Origin of the sequence: Pseudomonas sp. 22082, assembly GCF_052046055.1 — a bacterium.
Taxonomy (GTDB): Bacteria; Pseudomonadota; Gammaproteobacteria; order Pseudomonadales; family Pseudomonadaceae; genus Aquipseudomonas; species Aquipseudomonas pharyngis.
Map to the genome: position 1 here is coordinate 30,503 of NZ_JBQEQB010000032.1, position 16,512 is coordinate 47,014.

Consider the following 16,512-nt stretch of genomic DNA (forward strand, 5'->3'; position numbering starts at 1 on the left):
ATCTGCCTTCGATGGGATACGCCACGCGATTTCTAAGGAGGGGCGGTTAGGGTTCTGCACCTCCCGGTTTTACCTACGTAAGGGCGTCTATTGCTACCTTAGAAAAAGCCTAGACCAAGCGATATCATTTGGCTAGTATTAGTGATGATTTTAATCACATCGCTAAGGAATGGTAATGGTTGACTTCAAGAAAAGATTAAAGAATAAAGTTGTCGAGCGCAAAATAGAACCAATAGAACTTTACGATTCGTTAGATCGTCGAAGTGAGGCGGGTCCGCTACGGAAGTCGCAAGTCGCGATATTACAGGATTGGCATAGTTCTCGACGCAACGACAAAGACTTAATTGTAAAGCTTCATACGGGGGAAGGGAAAACTCTAATTGGTCTGTTGATACTTCAGTCTAAGCTAAATGAGGAGAATGACCCTTGTCTGTTCCTTTGTCCCAATATATATCTAGCAACGCAAGTTAAGGCTGAGGCTAAGAAATTTGGGATACCATACTGTGAAATCGGTAAGGATAACGAAATCCCAGATGAGTTCCAGTTAGGCAAGAGTATTTTAATCACTCATGTGCAGAAGCTTTTTAATGGTAAAACGAAATTTGGGCTTTTCAATAAGTCAATTTCTGCTGGGACAGTGATTCTTGATGATTCACATGCATGTATCGATGCAATACGAGCATCCCTCACTATTAAAATTGATAAAGAGCATGCGCTTTATTCAAAATTGCTTCAAGTCTTTGAGCAGGAGTTGCGAGATCAGGGGGAAGGGAGTTTTCTCGAGATTCAAAGTGGTAGTTACAACACAATGCTTCCCATACCATATTGGGCGTGGATTGATAGAAGAGATGAGCTTACTCCCTTGCTATTGGAGTATAAGAGTGATAATGAAATTGCCTTTGCCTGGGAGCTGATTAAAGATAATATTACCAGTTGTCAGGCATTTGTATCTGGCAGCTATTTAGAAATCTCTCCTATTTTAATGCCTATAGAAGCTTTCGGAACGTTCTCAAAGGCAAAGCAACGTATTTTGATGTCGGCGACTACTCAGGACGATTCGTTTGCGATTAAAGGGTTGGGGTTTGATGTTAAAGCTATTAAAAGTCCATTGACCAACACCGAATTGAAGTGGTCTGGAGAAAAAATGATTCTCCTTCCTTCCCTGATTGACGTCTCTCTGGATCGGGAAATGATCGTTAACTGGCTCGCCAAACCGTCGAGTCTTAACTTTGGAATTGTATTCCTTACTCCTGATTTTCACAAAAAAAATCAATATGAAAAGCTGGGTGCAAAGGTCGCAACCACGAAAAATATTTTTGAGCATGTGCAAGGCTTAAAAGCGGGCGATCACTCAGCCCCCGTTATGTTTGCTAATAGGTATGACGGCATCGATCTGCCGGATGATGCCTGTCGAGTCTTGATTTTGGATTCCAAGCCATATTTTGATTCTTTATTAGATAGGTATGAAGAGGATTGTCGAGTTGATAGCGATATTATCAACATAAAAATAGCACAGAAAGTAGAGCAGGGGCTGGGGAGAAGTGTTCGGGGTGAAAAAGACTATAGCGTAATTTTGGTTACTGGCGGTGACCTTACAAAATTTATAAAAAGCCAGGCCACTAGTAAGTATTTTTCAGGGCAAACAAAGAAGCAAATAGAGATTGGTTTGCAGAGTACCTCCTTTGCAAGGGAAGAGCTTGAAAATGATATTGAACCGAGTACGGTTCTCCGAAGTCTGATGAACCAATCTCTGCAGAGAGACGAAAGCTGGAAAGAGTTCTATATTGAGTGCATGGACGAGACTACAGAGATAGGTCAGCAAGATGCACTTTATGAATTGTTAAAAAAAGAGTATGAGGCTGAAAGTCTGCATGCTGCGGGAAACATTCCCAGGGCCTGCTCCATAATGCAAGAGCTTTGTGATAGGTTTGGTAGCGTGCCGGCCGAAAAGGGTTGGTATGCCCAGCAACTCGCAAGATTTCAGTATGGTATTAGCAAGATTGATTCCAATAAAACTCAAGGTGCAGCATTCACTTTGAATACGCAACTTCTTAAACCTAAGTCTGGTATTAAATATAAGTCTATTAATTATATTAATGAGAGTCGGCATGCCCTGATAAAAACGTGGTTGAGGGGGTTTAAGGATTATGAAGACTTGCAACTGTACGTGAGCGGACTCCTAGATAACTTGGTCTTTGGTGTGGCCTCCGAGAAATTTGAGGCAGCCGTAAAGGTCTTAGGTGTCGCGTTGGGTTTTGTAAGTCAGCGACCAGATAAAGAGATAAAAAAAGGACCGGATAATCTTTGGTGTATAGGTACTAATAAATACATCATGATTGAGTGCAAAAATGAAGTTGGTGTTGATCGTGTTGAGATAAATAAACATGAAGCAGGCCAGATGAATAGTCATTGTGGCTGGTTTGAAGAGAATTATGGTGATGCAGAATGTAAGCGTATTCTCATAATACCGCCTAAGTTGTTGTCGTATCACGGTAATTTTACTCACGAAGTTGAGATTATGAGGCGAGCTCAGTTAAATCAGCTAAGGAAGAATTTTCAATCTTTTATAATGGAGCTTTATGCATCTGAGTTGGATGAGATTAGTGATGATCTACTCCATAAGAGAATTGAGTTTCATCAGTTAGATATTCATTCTCTGCTTACTTCGTATTCGACGCCATACATTAAGGCTTCTAGCTGAAAATACGTTGGCGAGATGCTTATTCGTCTCGCCAAATTTTATTTTTGTGGGTTCTTGTTCAAAGTAAAGTCACTGCTTCTATCATTAAAGGATTTGATTGTGGAGTATTGCTATTTTTGTGGCGTTCCATTCGTTAACCGTGAACATGTCCCTCCGCGTTGCTTTTTCCCTGAGAAGAGTAAGAAGGATTACAGGGTAAATCTGATAAAAGTACCATCTTGTCTAAAGCATAACTCAGCTAAATCTAGTGACGATCAGTACATGCTTTTGTTATTTTCAGCGATGGCAAAGGCTTTATCTGGGGATGAAGGGTTATTACTGAATCTCCAAAAAAGTGTCAGGACTATCGTTAGAGATCTGACATGGATTCCGTTGTTGACTGATCAATTAAAAATTATCCCGAAAAGTGAAGAGCTGGAACCTCTGCCAAAAACTGACTGGCATGCACCTGAGAATCAAGTCGAGATTAAGCCTGACTATCTGCGCATAGGAAATTTCCTCGCAGCGGTCGCTAGGGGAGTCTTATACCACGACGAGAAAGTTATATGGGGCGGAGGTGTGGTGGTAATCCCTATTTTTCTTGTGCGTATTGAGGCTGATAATCGATGCTTTACTGACGAGCTTTCTAATATGATTTCTTCGGAGCATGGAGCGGGAGATAATAAAGATATTTTTTATTATGAAATATCAAAGTTCACTGGTGCTGGTGCTGGTGCTGGTGTCGTACCGTTATTTCAGGTGGATATGTGCTTTTATAGCGAGTTTAAAGCTTCTTGTTTTTTCTTTCCTCGCGATAAGCGTGAATTTGTCATGAGGAGCTATACAGACGTACCCCAAGTCATTTGGAACGATGTCGATTGAGGAGTGAAACTTGTTGCGTCTAAATTCATGCTATTAGCCTTGCTTTGATGGAATTGTGTCCGGGCTGTTGCCAGCTCTTTGGAGATGTTTTACCACCCGATGGTGTGCAATCAGGGCAAGATGTTGTGATGGTAGATTACGTGTGAGTTCAGCGTGGCAGTATGGACGTTTCACCTGTGGCGTGTTCGTTCTGGCTGTAAATGAGAAAGGCGTCGGGTGCTCAGGAGCTACACCGATGCACGACAAGGTTCTCAGTGTTTCGTATAATTTCCCGCCCAAATTAAAAGGTTTTTGGATAATAATTTACAATATTCTTTACGATTATTTGTTTTTGACGAGTAATGATTCGCAATATGCAGCTATTACGTGGGTTTACTTGCTTTCTGTCGAGTGATATATCGTTGGTTGGTATTTACAACCATTTTGATTCGCTGCTGAATTCGCGCTGAATAAAAAAGGCCCGTCGCTGAACACGACGGGCCTTTTTCATGCCCGCAGGTTTTTCAGTCAAGAATCAAATGCGGCAAAAACCGGCTCGAATCCTTGGTGATCAGGCTGTTGTCTTCGCGCACGCCAATCCCGGCCGCCTGGTCGCCGATCACCCAGGAACCGATCAGCGTGTAGCTGTCGTCGAACTTCGGCAAAGGGGCAAGTTCCTGCAGGATGAAGGGCGCATCGGTGTAGGGCCCATCCTCTTTGACGATCAGGCCTTCAGCGGTCTGTAACTCGATGTTGGCGCCTTCCCGAGAGAAGTACGGTTTACGCACCCAGCCCTTGGGCACCGCGCTGCCCGGATTCGGGTCGAGGTGCGCGGCGAGCAGATTCGGGTGGCCCTTGTGAAACTCCCATAGCAGGGGCAGGGCGCCCTTGTTGGAAAGAATCGACTTCCACGCCGGTTCGAAAAACTGGGTGTCGCATTCGGCGATCGCCGCGCCGAACGGTTCGTGGAAGATGAACTCCCAGGCGTGCAGCTTGAACAGGTGCGGGATCCAGCGATCTTCGAGATCCACGAAACGACCGTCAGCGCTCAGGCCGATGTCTTCGATGTCGATGTGCCGCGATTCGATGCCGACCTTCTCTGCGATCAGCCGCAGGTAATCCGTGGTGCCCTTGTCTTCGACCGAGTCTTTCATCGAGGCGAAGTAAAACGGCCGCTTCAGTTTCAGTTGAGCAAAGGCCTCGTGCAGCCGGGTGTCGATGCTGTTGAACTGGTCCGCATGGCGCGGCAGCATCCCGCGCTCGATGCATTGCTCCAGCCAGCCCCACTGAAACGCCGCCGCTTCATAAAGGCTGGTGGGCGTGTCGTAGTTGAGTTCGAGCAGCTTCGCCGGGCCCTTGCCGCTGTAGGAGAAGTCCATACGCCCGTACAGATGCGGATGACCTTCCAGCCAGGACGTTCGGATCATGTCGTAGTACGACGCCGGAATGCTCAGGCGATCCAGCAGTTCTTCGCTGTGCACGACGCGGTCGACCAGGTCCATGCACATCTCGTGCAGTTCAGTGGTCGGATCCTCCAGATCGTTTTCGATCTGTGCGAGCGTGAACTGGTAGTAGGCGCGCTCGTCCCAGTACGGCTCGTCGTCGATGGTGTGAAACAGAAAGCCGAGGCTCTCGGCGGTCTGTTTCCAGTCGTGGCGCTCGGCGCAGTGGATCTTCTTCATGGTCAGCTGCTCGAACGGCCCCAGCCGCCCCAACCACTGCGTGCGCTGGACTGGCTGCCGAAGCCGCCACGGGAGGTGGACGCAGCGACGTTGACCGGTTTGCGGTAATCGCTGTCGTAGTCCCGCTGGCTGCGGCTCGGCGCCGATTCGATGCGACGGTTCAGCGTCGAGGTGTCGTAGGTCTGGCGGGTATTGCGCTCACGATAAACCGGCCGCGAGTCGATCGCGCGGTTGTTGCTCATGGCATTGCCGATCAGCCATCCGGTGAGCCAGCCGTTGCCTGCACCGCTGGACGAGTGCGAAGTGCTGGTCTGATTGCTCTGCACGGCGGCCGCGTCGCCGGCGGGCATCTGGGCATTGGCGATCGCATCGAGGTTCTGTGCCGGCTCACCGTCCTGCGGCACTTTGAAGCCACCGAGTTTCGGTACGAAACGGCCGGCGGAATTTTTCTGACACCAGTCGGCGGCGAAGTCCGCGTCGCAGGCAGCCTTGTCGTCGTAGGCCGGGGAGATCCGTCGGTGTTCGGCCAGGGCTGCGACGTAGGCGTTCGAGCAGACATCCGGCGCCACTTCGGCGTCGACGCATTGTTCGACGCTCTGGAAGTTGCGTTGCTGCTCCTGGGCGGCCACTTCAGCGGAAATCGCCAGGGCTACCGAAGCGGCCAGCGACAGTTGAACGTACTTGCTTCGTTTCATCTCAGGCTTCCTGCCGATCAGTAGGACGGGGTCATGCACGCGGCGTTGAGCATGCCGACGCTGATCGCCACCGCCGCCACATAGATGCCGGCGGCGATTTCACCGTTAACGATGCGCTGGGACGTGCCTTTGAGCACCAGCCCGGTCGCCAGGAAAGCCAGCAATTGCACCGCGGCCGCGATCACCGCCCAGAGAATGAAGTCGAGGACGTTGATCGAATGAGCGATCACGTTGCTGGCCGGAATCGCGAAGCCGATGATCGCGCCGGACAGTGCGATCGCGGCGGCGTTGTTGCCAGCACGGATCAGCTCGAATTCCTTGTGCGGCGTGATGCGGGTGTAGACGAACTGAAACAGCATGAACAGCAGCACGGCGCCGATCAGGTAGGCGACGAAACCGACCAGCGCGGCTTTGTTCAGGGAGATGGACAACGCTTCCAGCATGGAAAACTTCCTTTTAGATGGTGCTCAAATCAGTGGTGTACAGCGAGATGCCCAGCGAAGTGCTCAGGCTGACGGTGCCTTCTTCGTCCTGCTCGACGGAGAACAGCAAGAGCTCGCGGCGATCGGTCAGGCCGGTCTCCCGGGCGTAGAGCATCGAGTGATGGTTGATGGTGTACGACTCGTCGGGGTTGACCACCTGTTCGGTGAGCGGCACCAGTTCGGTCTGGCCGCGTTCGGTGCCCCATTCACGGGTGTATTCGACACCTTCGTGGCGATAGGTCGGCAGGCCGATCAGGCTGTTCGGTCCGGCCAGGCGCTGCAGTTCGGCGTCACTGTTGACCGTCACATAGCTGACGTAATTGAACAGCGTCACCGATTCGATCTGATCGTCGCCCGTGACATGGATCTGTACCCAGAATTCTTCATCGTTCAGGTAGTAGCGATGCAGTTTGTTCGACTGTCCGAGGTCGATCCAGCCGGCACTCCAGATGGCCTGGGCGTCGGGAACCCGCACTGAAGTGCTGCCGTCGAGCAACAGGCCGAGGGTCGTGTCGAAGCGGATCGCCTTGCCCTGCGCCAGTCCGAGGGGGCCGCCGGCAGACCCGGACGCCGGCGCGGCCGACTGCCAGTTGCTGGTGCCGAGCAAATCTTTGAACCATCCCATGGGTACATTCCTTGAAGCGGGTGGAGGTATTCGTTTGCAAAAACGCCGCTAGTGTACCGGGCGCGCGGCGAACGAGCAGGCAAAAAAGAAGGGCACCCGGTGCCCTTCTTTACTCCCGCCGCCGTTACTGGGCGGACTTCTGCTTCAGACGCTCGAGGATGGCGTTGGCGCTGCCTTCGTTCGGCGTGATGCCGGCTTCGCGCAGCTTGCGATCCAGGTCGTTGCCGGTCGACGCATCGGCCAGTTCGTCGGCAGCGCTCAGCTCGGCAGCGCGTTGCTGCTGCTTGGCTTGCAGACGGTTCAGGGTGCCGACGGCGGTTTCCAGCTTGCCGTTGGCGCCGCCGCTGGCGATCGAGGCGCTGACCTGAGCCTTCTGCACGCTGTCACGGGCCTTGGCCATGTCCACTTGCTGGCGCAGGCTCTTGATCCGCGCTTCGGCCTTGTTGATGTCCTTGCGCATGTTGTCGGCGTAGGTGCCGAACTCGTCGCTTTGTTTCTTCTCGACGCCCAGGTCGTTGGTCAGGGTCGAGATCGCTTCGGCGACTTCCAGCGCCAGGTCTTCACGGCCGGCGTTCAGGGCGGAAACAGCCTTGGCTTCCAGGTCCCTGATCTTGGCTTCGTATTCGCTCACGCGGTCGGCGGAGAGTTTGTGCTTGGCCATGATGGTGACCAGTTCGCGACGGGCGTTGGACAGCGCGCTGTCGGCGTCACGGATTTCCTGATCGAGGATGCGCAGGGCCTGTTGATCGGCGATCGCTTCGCCGACTTCGTTGGCGCCGCCGCGCAGCGCGGTGAACAACTTGCTCCAGATGGACTGAGTCATTGGATATTCCCTGTTGATTACTTGAAGAAGTGTTCGAAGGCTTCGCTGGCGCGCTGCACGTTGTCGACCAGGGTTTTCACCTCGGTGACCACGTTGGTCAGGCTCGAGTCGGCACTCAGTGCACCGAACATGTTGTAGACGGTCTGGCCGTTGGGCATGGTCTCGATGCCGATCGACGACAGCGGGAACATTTCCCGGCTGCGCAGCACGGCGTCGTTGAAGGCGCGCACGTCGGTGATCGAATCGATGTCCACCAGCACGGTGTCGACGATGATCTGCTGACCGGCGAGGGCGATGTGAATCGGCAGACCGCCGAATTCGTTCATTTCCAGCTTGAGGCTGGGTTCGGAGCTCTGGATCAGAGACAGCGTGATCTCCTGCGAAGCCACCTCGTCCAGCGCCTTGAAAGCGTTGTAGAGGCTATCGATGTTCCAGTTGTTGCCTGCGCTCATGTAATTCTCCGACATGAAAGAGCCAGCCAGAATCGGTTGGCGTAGCTGTTGCTCCATTTGCTTGAGCAAGCTTCGGTTTTCCGGAAGCACCCAAGTTTCGTGTTTCACATAACCGGCGGCAGCCAGGCCCGCGCGCATCTGCTTCATGTAGAAGCTCGACGGTTTTTTCGCGGACGGTGTCGAGCGCACTCCCTTTGGGCTCTCTGACTGGGTGGCAGGGGAGCGGCTTTTCATGGCGATGACTCCGTTATGAACATCTCACGCGTGAGCCACACTACAACCAAATCAAAATGCCATCAATGGCTCACGCGTGAGATTTTCATGACCCACGGAAAAACGCCCGCAACTAGGCGGGCGCAGGTATTTCCAGTTGTATCAGAGCGGGCTCAGCGGCTGGCGGCGAGGAATTCGTCGGTGGACACCACGCTGGCGTAGGCAAAGCCCAGCGCCGACATGAACGCCGCATGCACGTGGGCGGCGGGCACGGTCAGACCGTTGAATTCCAGGTCACGGCTGGCGCAGGCATCGTGGATCACCGTAACGGTGTAACCCAGATCCGCCGCCGCACGGGTGATGCCGTCGACGCACATGTGGCTCATGCTGCCGACCACCACGAGCTCCTTGATGCCTTGTTCGTCGAGGATCGATTGCAGCTCGGTTTCGCGGAACGAGTTGACGAAGTGCTTGAGCACCACCGGCTCGTCGGTGCGGTTGAGCACTTTCGGATGCAGTTTCGCGCCTTCGGAGCCCGGGGTGAAAAACGGTGCCTCGGGCGAGGTGAATTCGTGGCGGATATGCACCACCGAATCACCGGCTTCACGGAAGGCCGCGATCAGCCGGGCGGCGTTGTCGGCGGCGGCGTCGGCACCGGCCAGCGGCCACTTGCCTTGGGGGAAGTAGTCGTTCTGGATATCGACTACGATGAGCGCTTGCTTGGCCATGGGTGTGTCCTCGAAGTGTGGGTTGGCGTGGGTTCAGTATTGGCGCTGGCCACGGTTTCGAGGATTGGCCGCACCGACAATACACAGGGGAAAACTGACAATGGGTGCAGAAAGGACCGTCGCGGAACTGGGCGTGCTGATGTATCCCGGGGCGCAAATGGCGGCGGTGCATGGCCTGACCGACCTGTTCGGGGTCGCCAACCGGATCGCCGCCGAACACCAGTCCACACAGCTGCCGCTGCTGCGGATCAGCCACTGGCAGGTCGATGGAGATCGGCCACCGGTACGGGTCCATGACAGTCATCCAGCTGCCGACAACGGTTTGCTGGCGGTGTTGATCCCGCCGTCCATTGCCGGTTTTTCCGCGGCACAGATGCCGGCCGGGCTGCTGCCCTGGCTGCGTGAACAACATGCTCGTGGCGCGACGCTTGGCGGGGTTTGTGTCGGCTCGTGGCTGCTGGCGGAGAGCGGGTTGCTCGATGGTCGCAGCGCTACCACGCACTGGACTTCGGCCAAGGCCTTCGCCGAGTGTTACCCGAAGATCAGGCTCAAGGCCGACACGCCGATTGTCGATGACGGTGACCTGATAACGACGGCGGGGCTGATGGCCTGGTCAGAGCTTGGTTTGCGGCTGGTGGACCGATTGCTCGGGCCGAGCATCGCCAGCAGCACCGCGCGGTTTCTGGTGGTGGAGCACAGCGACAGCGCCAGTGCGTGCGGCAGCAATTTTGCGCCGATTCTCAATCATGGCGACGGGCCGATTCTTCAGGTTCAGCATTGGCTGCAGGGCACCGGCGCGACCGATGTCTCGCTGACGGCAATGGCCGAACGTGCGGGTCTGGAAGAGCGAACATTTCTGCGCCGGTTCCGTGCGGCGACCGGCCTGAAACCCACCGAATACTGCCAGCACCTGCGGGTCGGCAAGGCCCGGGAAATGCTCGAGTTCACCAACGGCACCATCGACCATATTGCGTGGACGGTGGGCTATCAGGATCCGGGAGCCTTTCGCGCGACGTTCAAGAAAATCACCGGGCTGGCGCCGAGTGAATATCGCGCGCGATTCGGCGTGAGTCCGCAGGCGACCGTGGCGAAGTAATACGCATCTGTCGTGCAAAATGCCGGACCCTGCAGCGCGGTCGTGCAGATTGAAACGGGCGCGGTGCCAGTACGGGTTTTTCAAGTGGCTGATTTTCAGAGTGTTTCAGGCGAGCCCCGGTTGGCCTGATCTCTGCACCCTCTGACCTACATTCAACCCGCCGTTGGAGGGGGACGCATGACCCCGACATCCCGCAGGAAAGTGGTCGTCGCCCATTCGGTTCGGCCCGGCGCACCACAACATGAAGTGCAGACCAACAAGGTCCTCGCGCGATGGCTGGCGCAGATCCTCGGCCTCAAGTTCGGCGGCAGTTACGACGCTGAAAAACATCGCGGCCGGGATATTTATCTGCTGCCGACCCAGACCCTCGTCGGCGCGGCGGCACGCGAACTGGGGGTGAGCGGCCCGAACGATCTGTGGGGCGGTTTCGTCGAGCACGATTTCATCTGCACCAAAGCCATCAGCCACGGTTTGCGCAGCCATCAGGCCCATGCGCCGCAAGGCTGGTCGCCATTGTTTTCCGAACGGGTGCGCACCGTGGTGCTGGACGGGCTCAGCGTCTTTGCACTGGAGGATGCGCGGCCCGCCGCCGAACATCTTTTGTACAGCGGACCGATCCGGATCAAGCCGATCCATGCCTGTGCCGGGCGTGGTCAGGAAGTGATCAAGAGTCTGGATGCGTTCGACGAAATTCTCGCCCGACCCGAGGCCGGAGAACTGTTCAGCGATGGCGTGGTGCTGGAGCAGGACTTGAGTCAGGTGGTTACCCACAGCGTCGGCCAGTCGTTCATCGGCGGCAGGGTGCTGAGTTACTGCGGTGATCAATACTTGACCAAGGACGCCCACGGCGAAGAGGTGTACGGCGGCTCGAACCTACTGGTGGTGCAGGGAAGTTACGAGGAGCTGCTGGCGCTGGATCTGCCCGACGACGTGCGTCTTGCGATCCGGCAGGCGCAGGTGTTCGACCGGGCGGCGGACGAAGCCTATCCGCGTTTTTATGCCTCTCGGCGCAATTACGACATCGCCCAAGGCCTGGACAGCGAAGGCCGGCCGCGCAGTGGCGTGCTCGAGCAGTCCTGGCGCATGGGCGGCGCCAGCAGCGCGGAAGTGGCGGCGCTGCAAAGTTTTGTCAACGATCCCTCGATGCGCGCGATCCGCGTGTCGTCGGTGGAAACCTATACCGATCAAGCCCTGCCGGCCGATGCCATTGAGGTGTATCGCGGGCCGGCCGAAAACAGCGACTTTCTTCTCAAATACGTGATGGTCAAATCCTATGACGGCTAGAAGCGAAAGCATTCAAATCGACATTGATGACGAGCAGATGAGCGGGACCTTCCTCAGTCCCAAATCGAAAGTCCCCGGCGTGTTATTCGTACACGGCTGGGGTGGCAGTCAGGAGCGGGATCTGGAACGGGCCAAAGGCATCGCCGGTCTGGGCTGTGTGTGTCTGACGTTCGACCTGCGCGGGCACACCGGCGGTACCGGCATTCCGCTGAGCCGGGTCACCCGTGAAGACAATCTGCGTGATTTGCTGGCGGCCTACGACCGGCTGCTCGCCCACCCGGCGCTGGATACTTCGGCCATCGCGGTGGTGGGCACCAGCTATGGCGGTTACCTCGCCTCGATCCTCACCTCGCTGCGCCCGGTGCGCTGGCTGGCGCTGCGGGTGCCGGCGCTGTACCGCGACGAGCAATGGCACACGCCCAAGCGCGAGCTGGACAAGGCCGATCTGCGCGATTATCGCAGCACGCTGATCCGCGCCGACAGCAACCGCGCCTTGCACGCCTGCTCGCAATTCACCGGGGACGTGCTGCTGGTGCAGTCGGAAACCGATGAGTACGTGCCCCACGCGACCATCATGAGTTACCGCGCCGCGTGCCAGCAGACCCATTCGCTGACCCACCGCATCATTGATGGCGCCGACCATGCCCTGAGCGATCCGACCTCGCAGCAGGCCTACACCTCAATCCTGGTCGACTGGATCACCGAGATGGTGGTGGGTGAGCGGTTGAGCATCATTCAGTCCACATGATTTGTGCTGTCTCTTCGGACGCCTTCGCGAGCAAGCCCGCTCCCNCGCGTTCTGCCTGTGGGAGCGGGCTTGCTCGCGAAGGGGCCACCAGCCATAACAAAAAAATCAGGACGGCTTCTTCTCGATCCGCAACGCCTTGGCCTTGGCTTCCACCACCAGGTACATCAGCACGGTGATCAGCAGCGGCAGCAGGAAATAGATTGCCCGATAGGCCAGCAATCCTGCCACCAGACTGCCGCGTGAGGCCTCGTGTTGCAGCAGCGCCACGAACACTGCCTCCAGCACGCCCAGCCCGGCGGGAATGTGGGTGATGACCCCGGCAATCGCACTGATCAGCAGCACCCCGAGCACCAGCGGATAGTCGAGCTTGCTCGGCAGCAAGGTGAAAATCACCGCCGCCATTAACGACCAGTTGAGCGCACCGAGCAGCAATTGCAGAACCGCCATGCGCAGCGATGGCAGGTTGATTTCCACCCCGCGAATCGACCACTCGCGACGCCGGGAAAACTGGCAGGCAACCAGATAACCGACACTGACCAACAGCAGCAACACGCCAATGCCCTGCAACGCGCCGCTGCTGACCTTCCAGCCCGGTGGCATGCGCACCAGCCCACTGGCAAACACCACGCCGGCGATGGTCATGTAGCCGAACCAGTTGGTCGCCAGGCTCAGGCCGAGGATTTTGGCGATGTTGCTTTTGCTCACCCCGAGCCGCGAGTACAACCGATAACGCATGGCGATCCCGCCGACCCATGCGCTGAGGTTGAGGTTGAACGCATAGCTGATGACGCCCACCGGCAGGATCTGTTTCCACGTCAGGTCCTGACGAATGTAAGTACGGCCGATCAGGTCGAAACTGGCGTACACCAGAAAGCTCAGCAAGGTCAGGCTGGAGGCGATGATCAGCGTGCGTACCTTGAAGTCGGCAAGGGTTTGCAATACCTCGGCCCATTCGATGCGGCTGGCGAACATCGTCAGCAGGACGATCAGCGCCAGAAAAAACAGCAGGGTCAGCGGACGTTTCCAGCGACTCCAGCGGGACTTGCTCGCCGGTGCCGGATGCACGGCTGCGTGGGCTTCGGAATGGCTCATGAAGGATCACTCCCAGCGGCATGGGAAAAGGGTTTGAGTCGTGGCTTGTGCGCCGGCAGCCAACCGGCCATGGCCGGAAAATGCCGCAGGAAGTGAAACACCAGAAAGCCCACGGTCATGTGCCAGATCCGTCCACGTGGCGATTTCGTGGCGTCCATCGCCTTGCAGTGGTTGTGGCTGAGGTCTTCGAGGCGTTCGAACAGGTGGCGATTGAAGGCGCGGTCGCGGATCAGCACGTTGGCTTCCAGGTTCAGCGACAGGCTCAGCGGATCGAGATTGCTCGAGCCGACGGTGCTCCATTCCTCGTCCACCAGTGCCACTTTGCCGTGCAGCGGCCGCTCGCAATATTCGTGAATCTGCACCCCGGCCTTGAGCAGGTAGTCGTAGGTCATGCGCGCGGCGAGTTTGGCCACCAGCATGTCCGGCTGCCCTTGCAGAATCAGCCGCACCTCTACCCCGCGCCGGGCGGCGTTGCGGAGCTCGCGCAGCAGGCGGTAGCCAGGAAAGAAGTAGGCGTTGGCGATCACCACCCGCCGTTGGGCGCGTCGCAGCACCTGCAGATAGACGTCTTCGATATCGGTGGGGTGGCGATCGTTGTCGCGGAACACCAGACGCACCTGACCGTCGTGATCATCGAATGCCATCTCGGCGCGCCGCTGTCGACGGCGTTGCCACCAGAACCTTGCGCGTCCCGGACGGCCGCTTTGCAGCAGGGCGAAATGATGGATGTCGGCCACCGCCGGGCCCTGAATTTCCACCGAGTAATCCTGCTTCGCTTCGGGACCGAAATCGGCCAGATGATCGCCGGAAAAATTGATCCCGCCGATGAACGCAACCAGCCCGTCGACCACCACAATCTTGCGGTGCAAACGGCGGAACCAGTTGGTGCGAATACCCAGATGCTTGGGGGCCGGATCGAAGATCTGCAGGTGGACGCCGGCTTCGCTCAGCGCGGCCAGATAACCGGTGCTCAGTTCGCCGCAACCGAAGCCGTCGAGGCTGACGGTGGTGCGCACGCCACGGCGGGCGGCATCGATCAGAATTTCCTGCAACTCCTTCCCGACCTTGTCTTCGAAGACGATGAAGGTCTCCAGCAGGATTTCGCTTTTCGCTGCGCGCATCGCTTCGAAGACCCGGGGGAAATACTCTTCGCCGTTTTCCAGCAACTCGACGCGGTTGTTACCCTGCCAGCGATACTCGACATCGACGGTGCCGGGCTGGCGCACGGGTGGGTTGATGCTGACCGGCTCTACGGCGGATTTCTCCAGCGGTGCACTGCTCATAGTTCAATCTCCACCGACAGCGGCGCGTGGTCGGAAAGGTGTGACCAGGGACGGTTCGCCAGCACTTTGGGCTGGCTGGCCTTGAGGTTGCGCACGTAGATCCGGTCCAGGCGCAGCAATGGCAGACGTGCGGGAAAACTGCGCGCTGCCCGGCCGTGATGCGCAGCGAACACCTCACGCAGACCGCAGGGTTCAAGCAAGGCATCGGCGCGCTGGCGCCAGTCGTTGAAATCGCCGGCGACGATCACCGGCGCATCCTCAGGCAGTTCGGCCAGGCGCTTTTTCAGCAGAGCCAACTGATCGTTGCGATGGCTTTCGCGCAGGCCCAGATGGACGCAGATCGCGTGCACTTCACGGTCGTCTCCCGGCAGGCGCAGCACGCAATGCAGCAGCCCGCGGTTTTCGTGGCCGCTGATCGACACGTCGAGGTTGTCATGGCGCACGATCTGGAATTTCGACAGCACCGCATTGCCATGATCGCCCTCCGGGTACACGGCGTTGCGGCCGTAGGCGAACTGCGGCCAGAGACTGTCGGCGAGAAATTCGTACTGCGGCATCGTCGGCCAATTGTTGTAGCGCTTGGGATGATGTTCGTGGGTGCCGTGAACTTCCTGAAGAAACACCACGTCGGCGGACACGCTGCGCACCGCTTCGCGCAATTCCGGCAGGATGAAGCGCCGGTTCAGGGCGGTGAAACCCTTGTGGGTGTTTACCGTCAGCACAGTGAAACGGCGCTCGGTGGTGATGACCGTGGACTGCTCGTCGGTGAAGCCGAGCGGCTCGGGAATGCTCATGCGAGTACCCCCTCGGCAGCCGGTTCGCCGGGCACGGTTTCGAGTGTTTTATCCAGATCGAAGCGCTGCAGCAGGCTGCGGGCATCGAACGGCGCGCGGACCTTGATGTCGTTGTCGAAGTAGCAGAAAACCTCACGGGATTTACGGGCCCGAGGCTTCAGGCGCGGGGCGATCAAATGGGCGTCGCCCGGTTGCCGGCCATGGTGCCAGTCATCAATCCGTTCGGCCCAGCGTCGCAGCGCAGCTGGGGTGTAGCCGCTGGCGTAAAGTTCTTCGGCACCGTGCAGGCGCAGGTAGACGAAATCGCTGGTGAGGTCTTCGCGGTACGGCCATTTCCCGGCGGTGTCGGCGATCACCAGCGCAGTGTTGTAGCGCTTGAGCAGGCGCACGAAGTCGGGATCGATGAAACTGTCGTTGCGGATTTCCACGGCATGGCGCAGCGGTTTTTTGCCGTAGGCCTTCAGGCTCGCGTGGCCGTGCAGGTGTGAGTCGTGCTGACGGGCGAGGGCGGCAGCGGCCTGGGTGTCGTGGGGCAACTGGTCGAGAAAGGCTTCGAAACGCACGGGGTCGAAAGTGAAGTTGGGCGGGAATTGCCAAAGGACCGGCCCGAGTTTTTCCTTCAGTTCCAGCACCCCGGAGGCGAAAAAATTGGCCAGGGGTTTTTCGATATCGCGCAGACGGCGGATGTGGGTGATGAAACGGGGCGCCTTGATGCTGAACACGAAATCGTCCGGCGTTTCGGCGTACCACTGGGCATAACGTTCAGGCCGCTGCAAGGCGTAGAACGATCCGTTGATTTCGATGCTGTTGACCGCCCGTGAGGCGAACTGCAATTCGCGTTTCTGAGCCAGCCCCTTCGGGTAAAAGTCCCCGCGCCACGGGGCGTAACGCCAGCCTGAAATACCGATATGAATCGTTGCCATGCCGCCCTCCCGTCGAAAGTCCCCATACGGCCTCTGTCTGTGGATGACTGC

16 protein-coding genes are annotated in these 16,512 nt (G+C 56.9%); 5 read left to right on the top strand and 11 right to left on the bottom strand.

Annotation, left to right across the window (positions count from 1 at the left end):
• Window positions 1-175 precede the first annotated feature (175 nt).
• Together ACTJK9_RS27350 and ACTJK9_RS27355 are read left to right on the top strand one after the other, a co-directional pair.
• Window positions 176-2,701 carry a DEAD/DEAH box helicase gene (locus tag ACTJK9_RS27350; protein WP_440817454.1) on the top strand — a complete coding sequence of 842 codons (2,526 nt, stop codon included), beginning with the start codon at window positions 176-178 and terminating at the stop codon, window positions 2,699-2,701.
• Between the two features lie 15 nt (window positions 2,702-2,716).
• Window positions 2,717-3,562, top strand: coding sequence for a hypothetical protein (locus tag ACTJK9_RS27355; RefSeq protein WP_440817456.1), 846 nt, complete (start codon window positions 2,717-2,719; stop codon window positions 3,560-3,562).
• A 503-nt stretch (window positions 3,563-4,065) separates the two neighbouring features.
• On the opposite strand, the gene ACTJK9_RS27360 is transcribed toward ACTJK9_RS27355, so the two are convergent.
• From ACTJK9_RS27360 to ACTJK9_RS27390, 7 genes are all read right to left on the bottom strand, one after another.
• Entirely contained in the window at window positions 4,066-5,223 is a 1,158-nt protein-coding gene (locus ACTJK9_RS27360) for a glutathionylspermidine synthase family protein (protein ID WP_085613349.1), read from the bottom strand.
• A gap of 2 nt (window positions 5,224-5,225) precedes the next feature.
• Window positions 5,226-5,918 carry a DUF1190 domain-containing protein gene (locus ACTJK9_RS27365; protein ID WP_011336163.1) on the bottom strand — a complete coding sequence of 231 codons (693 nt, stop codon included), beginning with the start codon at window positions 5,916-5,918 and terminating at the stop codon, window positions 5,226-5,228.
• Between the two features lie 17 nt (window positions 5,919-5,935).
• Entirely contained in the window at window positions 5,936-6,361 is a 426-nt protein-coding gene (locus ACTJK9_RS27370) for a DUF350 domain-containing protein (protein ID WP_440817459.1), read from the bottom strand.
• Between the two features lie 13 nt (window positions 6,362-6,374).
• Window positions 6,375-7,025 (bottom strand): DUF2491 family protein, encoded by a 651-nt coding sequence (locus tag ACTJK9_RS27375; RefSeq protein ID WP_064599773.1) that lies wholly within the window; start codon window positions 7,023-7,025, stop codon window positions 6,375-6,377.
• Window positions 7,026-7,149: 124 nt separating this feature from the next.
• Window positions 7,150-7,848 (bottom strand): PspA/IM30 family protein, encoded by a 699-nt coding sequence (locus tag ACTJK9_RS27380; protein ID WP_064599771.1) that lies wholly within the window; start codon window positions 7,846-7,848, stop codon window positions 7,150-7,152.
• Between the two features lie 17 nt (window positions 7,849-7,865).
• The gene (locus ACTJK9_RS27385; protein ID WP_039771966.1) at window positions 7,866-8,534 is read right to left on the bottom strand and encodes a YjfI family protein; all 669 of its coding nucleotides are present in this window, start codon (window positions 8,532-8,534) and stop codon (window positions 7,866-7,868) included.
• A 152-nt stretch (window positions 8,535-8,686) separates the two neighbouring features.
• On the bottom strand, window positions 8,687-9,241 hold the full coding sequence (locus ACTJK9_RS27390; RefSeq protein ID WP_064599768.1) for a cysteine hydrolase family protein: 555 nt from the start codon (window positions 9,239-9,241) through the stop codon (window positions 8,687-8,689).
• A 100-nt stretch (window positions 9,242-9,341) separates the two neighbouring features.
• Here ACTJK9_RS27390 and ACTJK9_RS27395 point away from each other — a divergent pair, with 100 nt between their 5' ends.
• The 3 genes from ACTJK9_RS27395 (at window position 9,342) to ACTJK9_RS27405 (ending at window position 12,369) form a co-directional block, all read left to right on the top strand.
• The gene (locus ACTJK9_RS27395; protein ID WP_085613351.1) at window positions 9,342-10,337 is read left to right on the top strand and encodes a GlxA family transcriptional regulator; all 996 of its coding nucleotides are present in this window, start codon (window positions 9,342-9,344) and stop codon (window positions 10,335-10,337) included.
• Between the two features lie 177 nt (window positions 10,338-10,514).
• Window positions 10,515-11,621, top strand: coding sequence for a DUF3182 family protein (locus ACTJK9_RS27400; RefSeq protein WP_440817463.1), 1,107 nt, complete (start codon window positions 10,515-10,517; stop codon window positions 11,619-11,621).
• Entirely contained in the window at window positions 11,611-12,369 is a 759-nt protein-coding gene (locus ACTJK9_RS27405) for an alpha/beta hydrolase family protein (protein WP_085613353.1), read from the top strand. The genes ACTJK9_RS27400 and ACTJK9_RS27405 overlap by 11 nt, the downstream gene beginning before the upstream one ends.
• 105 nt (window positions 12,370-12,474) lie before the next feature.
• Here the strand turns inward: ACTJK9_RS27405 and ACTJK9_RS27410 are convergent, their stop codons facing one another.
• Genes ACTJK9_RS27410 through ACTJK9_RS27425 form a run of 4 tightly spaced genes read right to left on the bottom strand, consistent with a single transcriptional unit; the run spans window position 12,475 to window position 16,461 of the window.
• The gene (locus tag ACTJK9_RS27410) at window positions 12,475-13,461 is read right to left on the bottom strand and encodes a lysylphosphatidylglycerol synthase domain-containing protein (protein WP_221398191.1); all 987 of its coding nucleotides are present in this window, start codon (window positions 13,459-13,461) and stop codon (window positions 12,475-12,477) included.
• On the bottom strand, window positions 13,458-14,744 hold the full coding sequence (gene clsB / locus ACTJK9_RS27415) for a cardiolipin synthase ClsB (RefSeq protein ID WP_236190143.1): 1,287 nt from the start codon (window positions 14,742-14,744) through the stop codon (window positions 13,458-13,460). The genes ACTJK9_RS27410 and clsB overlap by 4 nt, the downstream gene beginning before the upstream one ends.
• Window positions 14,741-15,538, bottom strand: a complete 798-nt coding sequence (locus ACTJK9_RS27420) for an endonuclease/exonuclease/phosphatase family protein (RefSeq protein ID WP_085648653.1) — start codon at window positions 15,536-15,538, stop codon at window positions 14,741-14,743. Before ACTJK9_RS27420 ends, clsB begins: the two co-directional genes overlap by 4 nt.
• Window positions 15,535-16,461, bottom strand: a complete 927-nt coding sequence (locus ACTJK9_RS27425; RefSeq protein ID WP_221398189.1) for a DUF72 domain-containing protein — start codon at window positions 16,459-16,461, stop codon at window positions 15,535-15,537. The genes ACTJK9_RS27420 and ACTJK9_RS27425 overlap by 4 nt, the downstream gene beginning before the upstream one ends.
• Window positions 16,462-16,512: the final 51 nt, after the last annotated feature.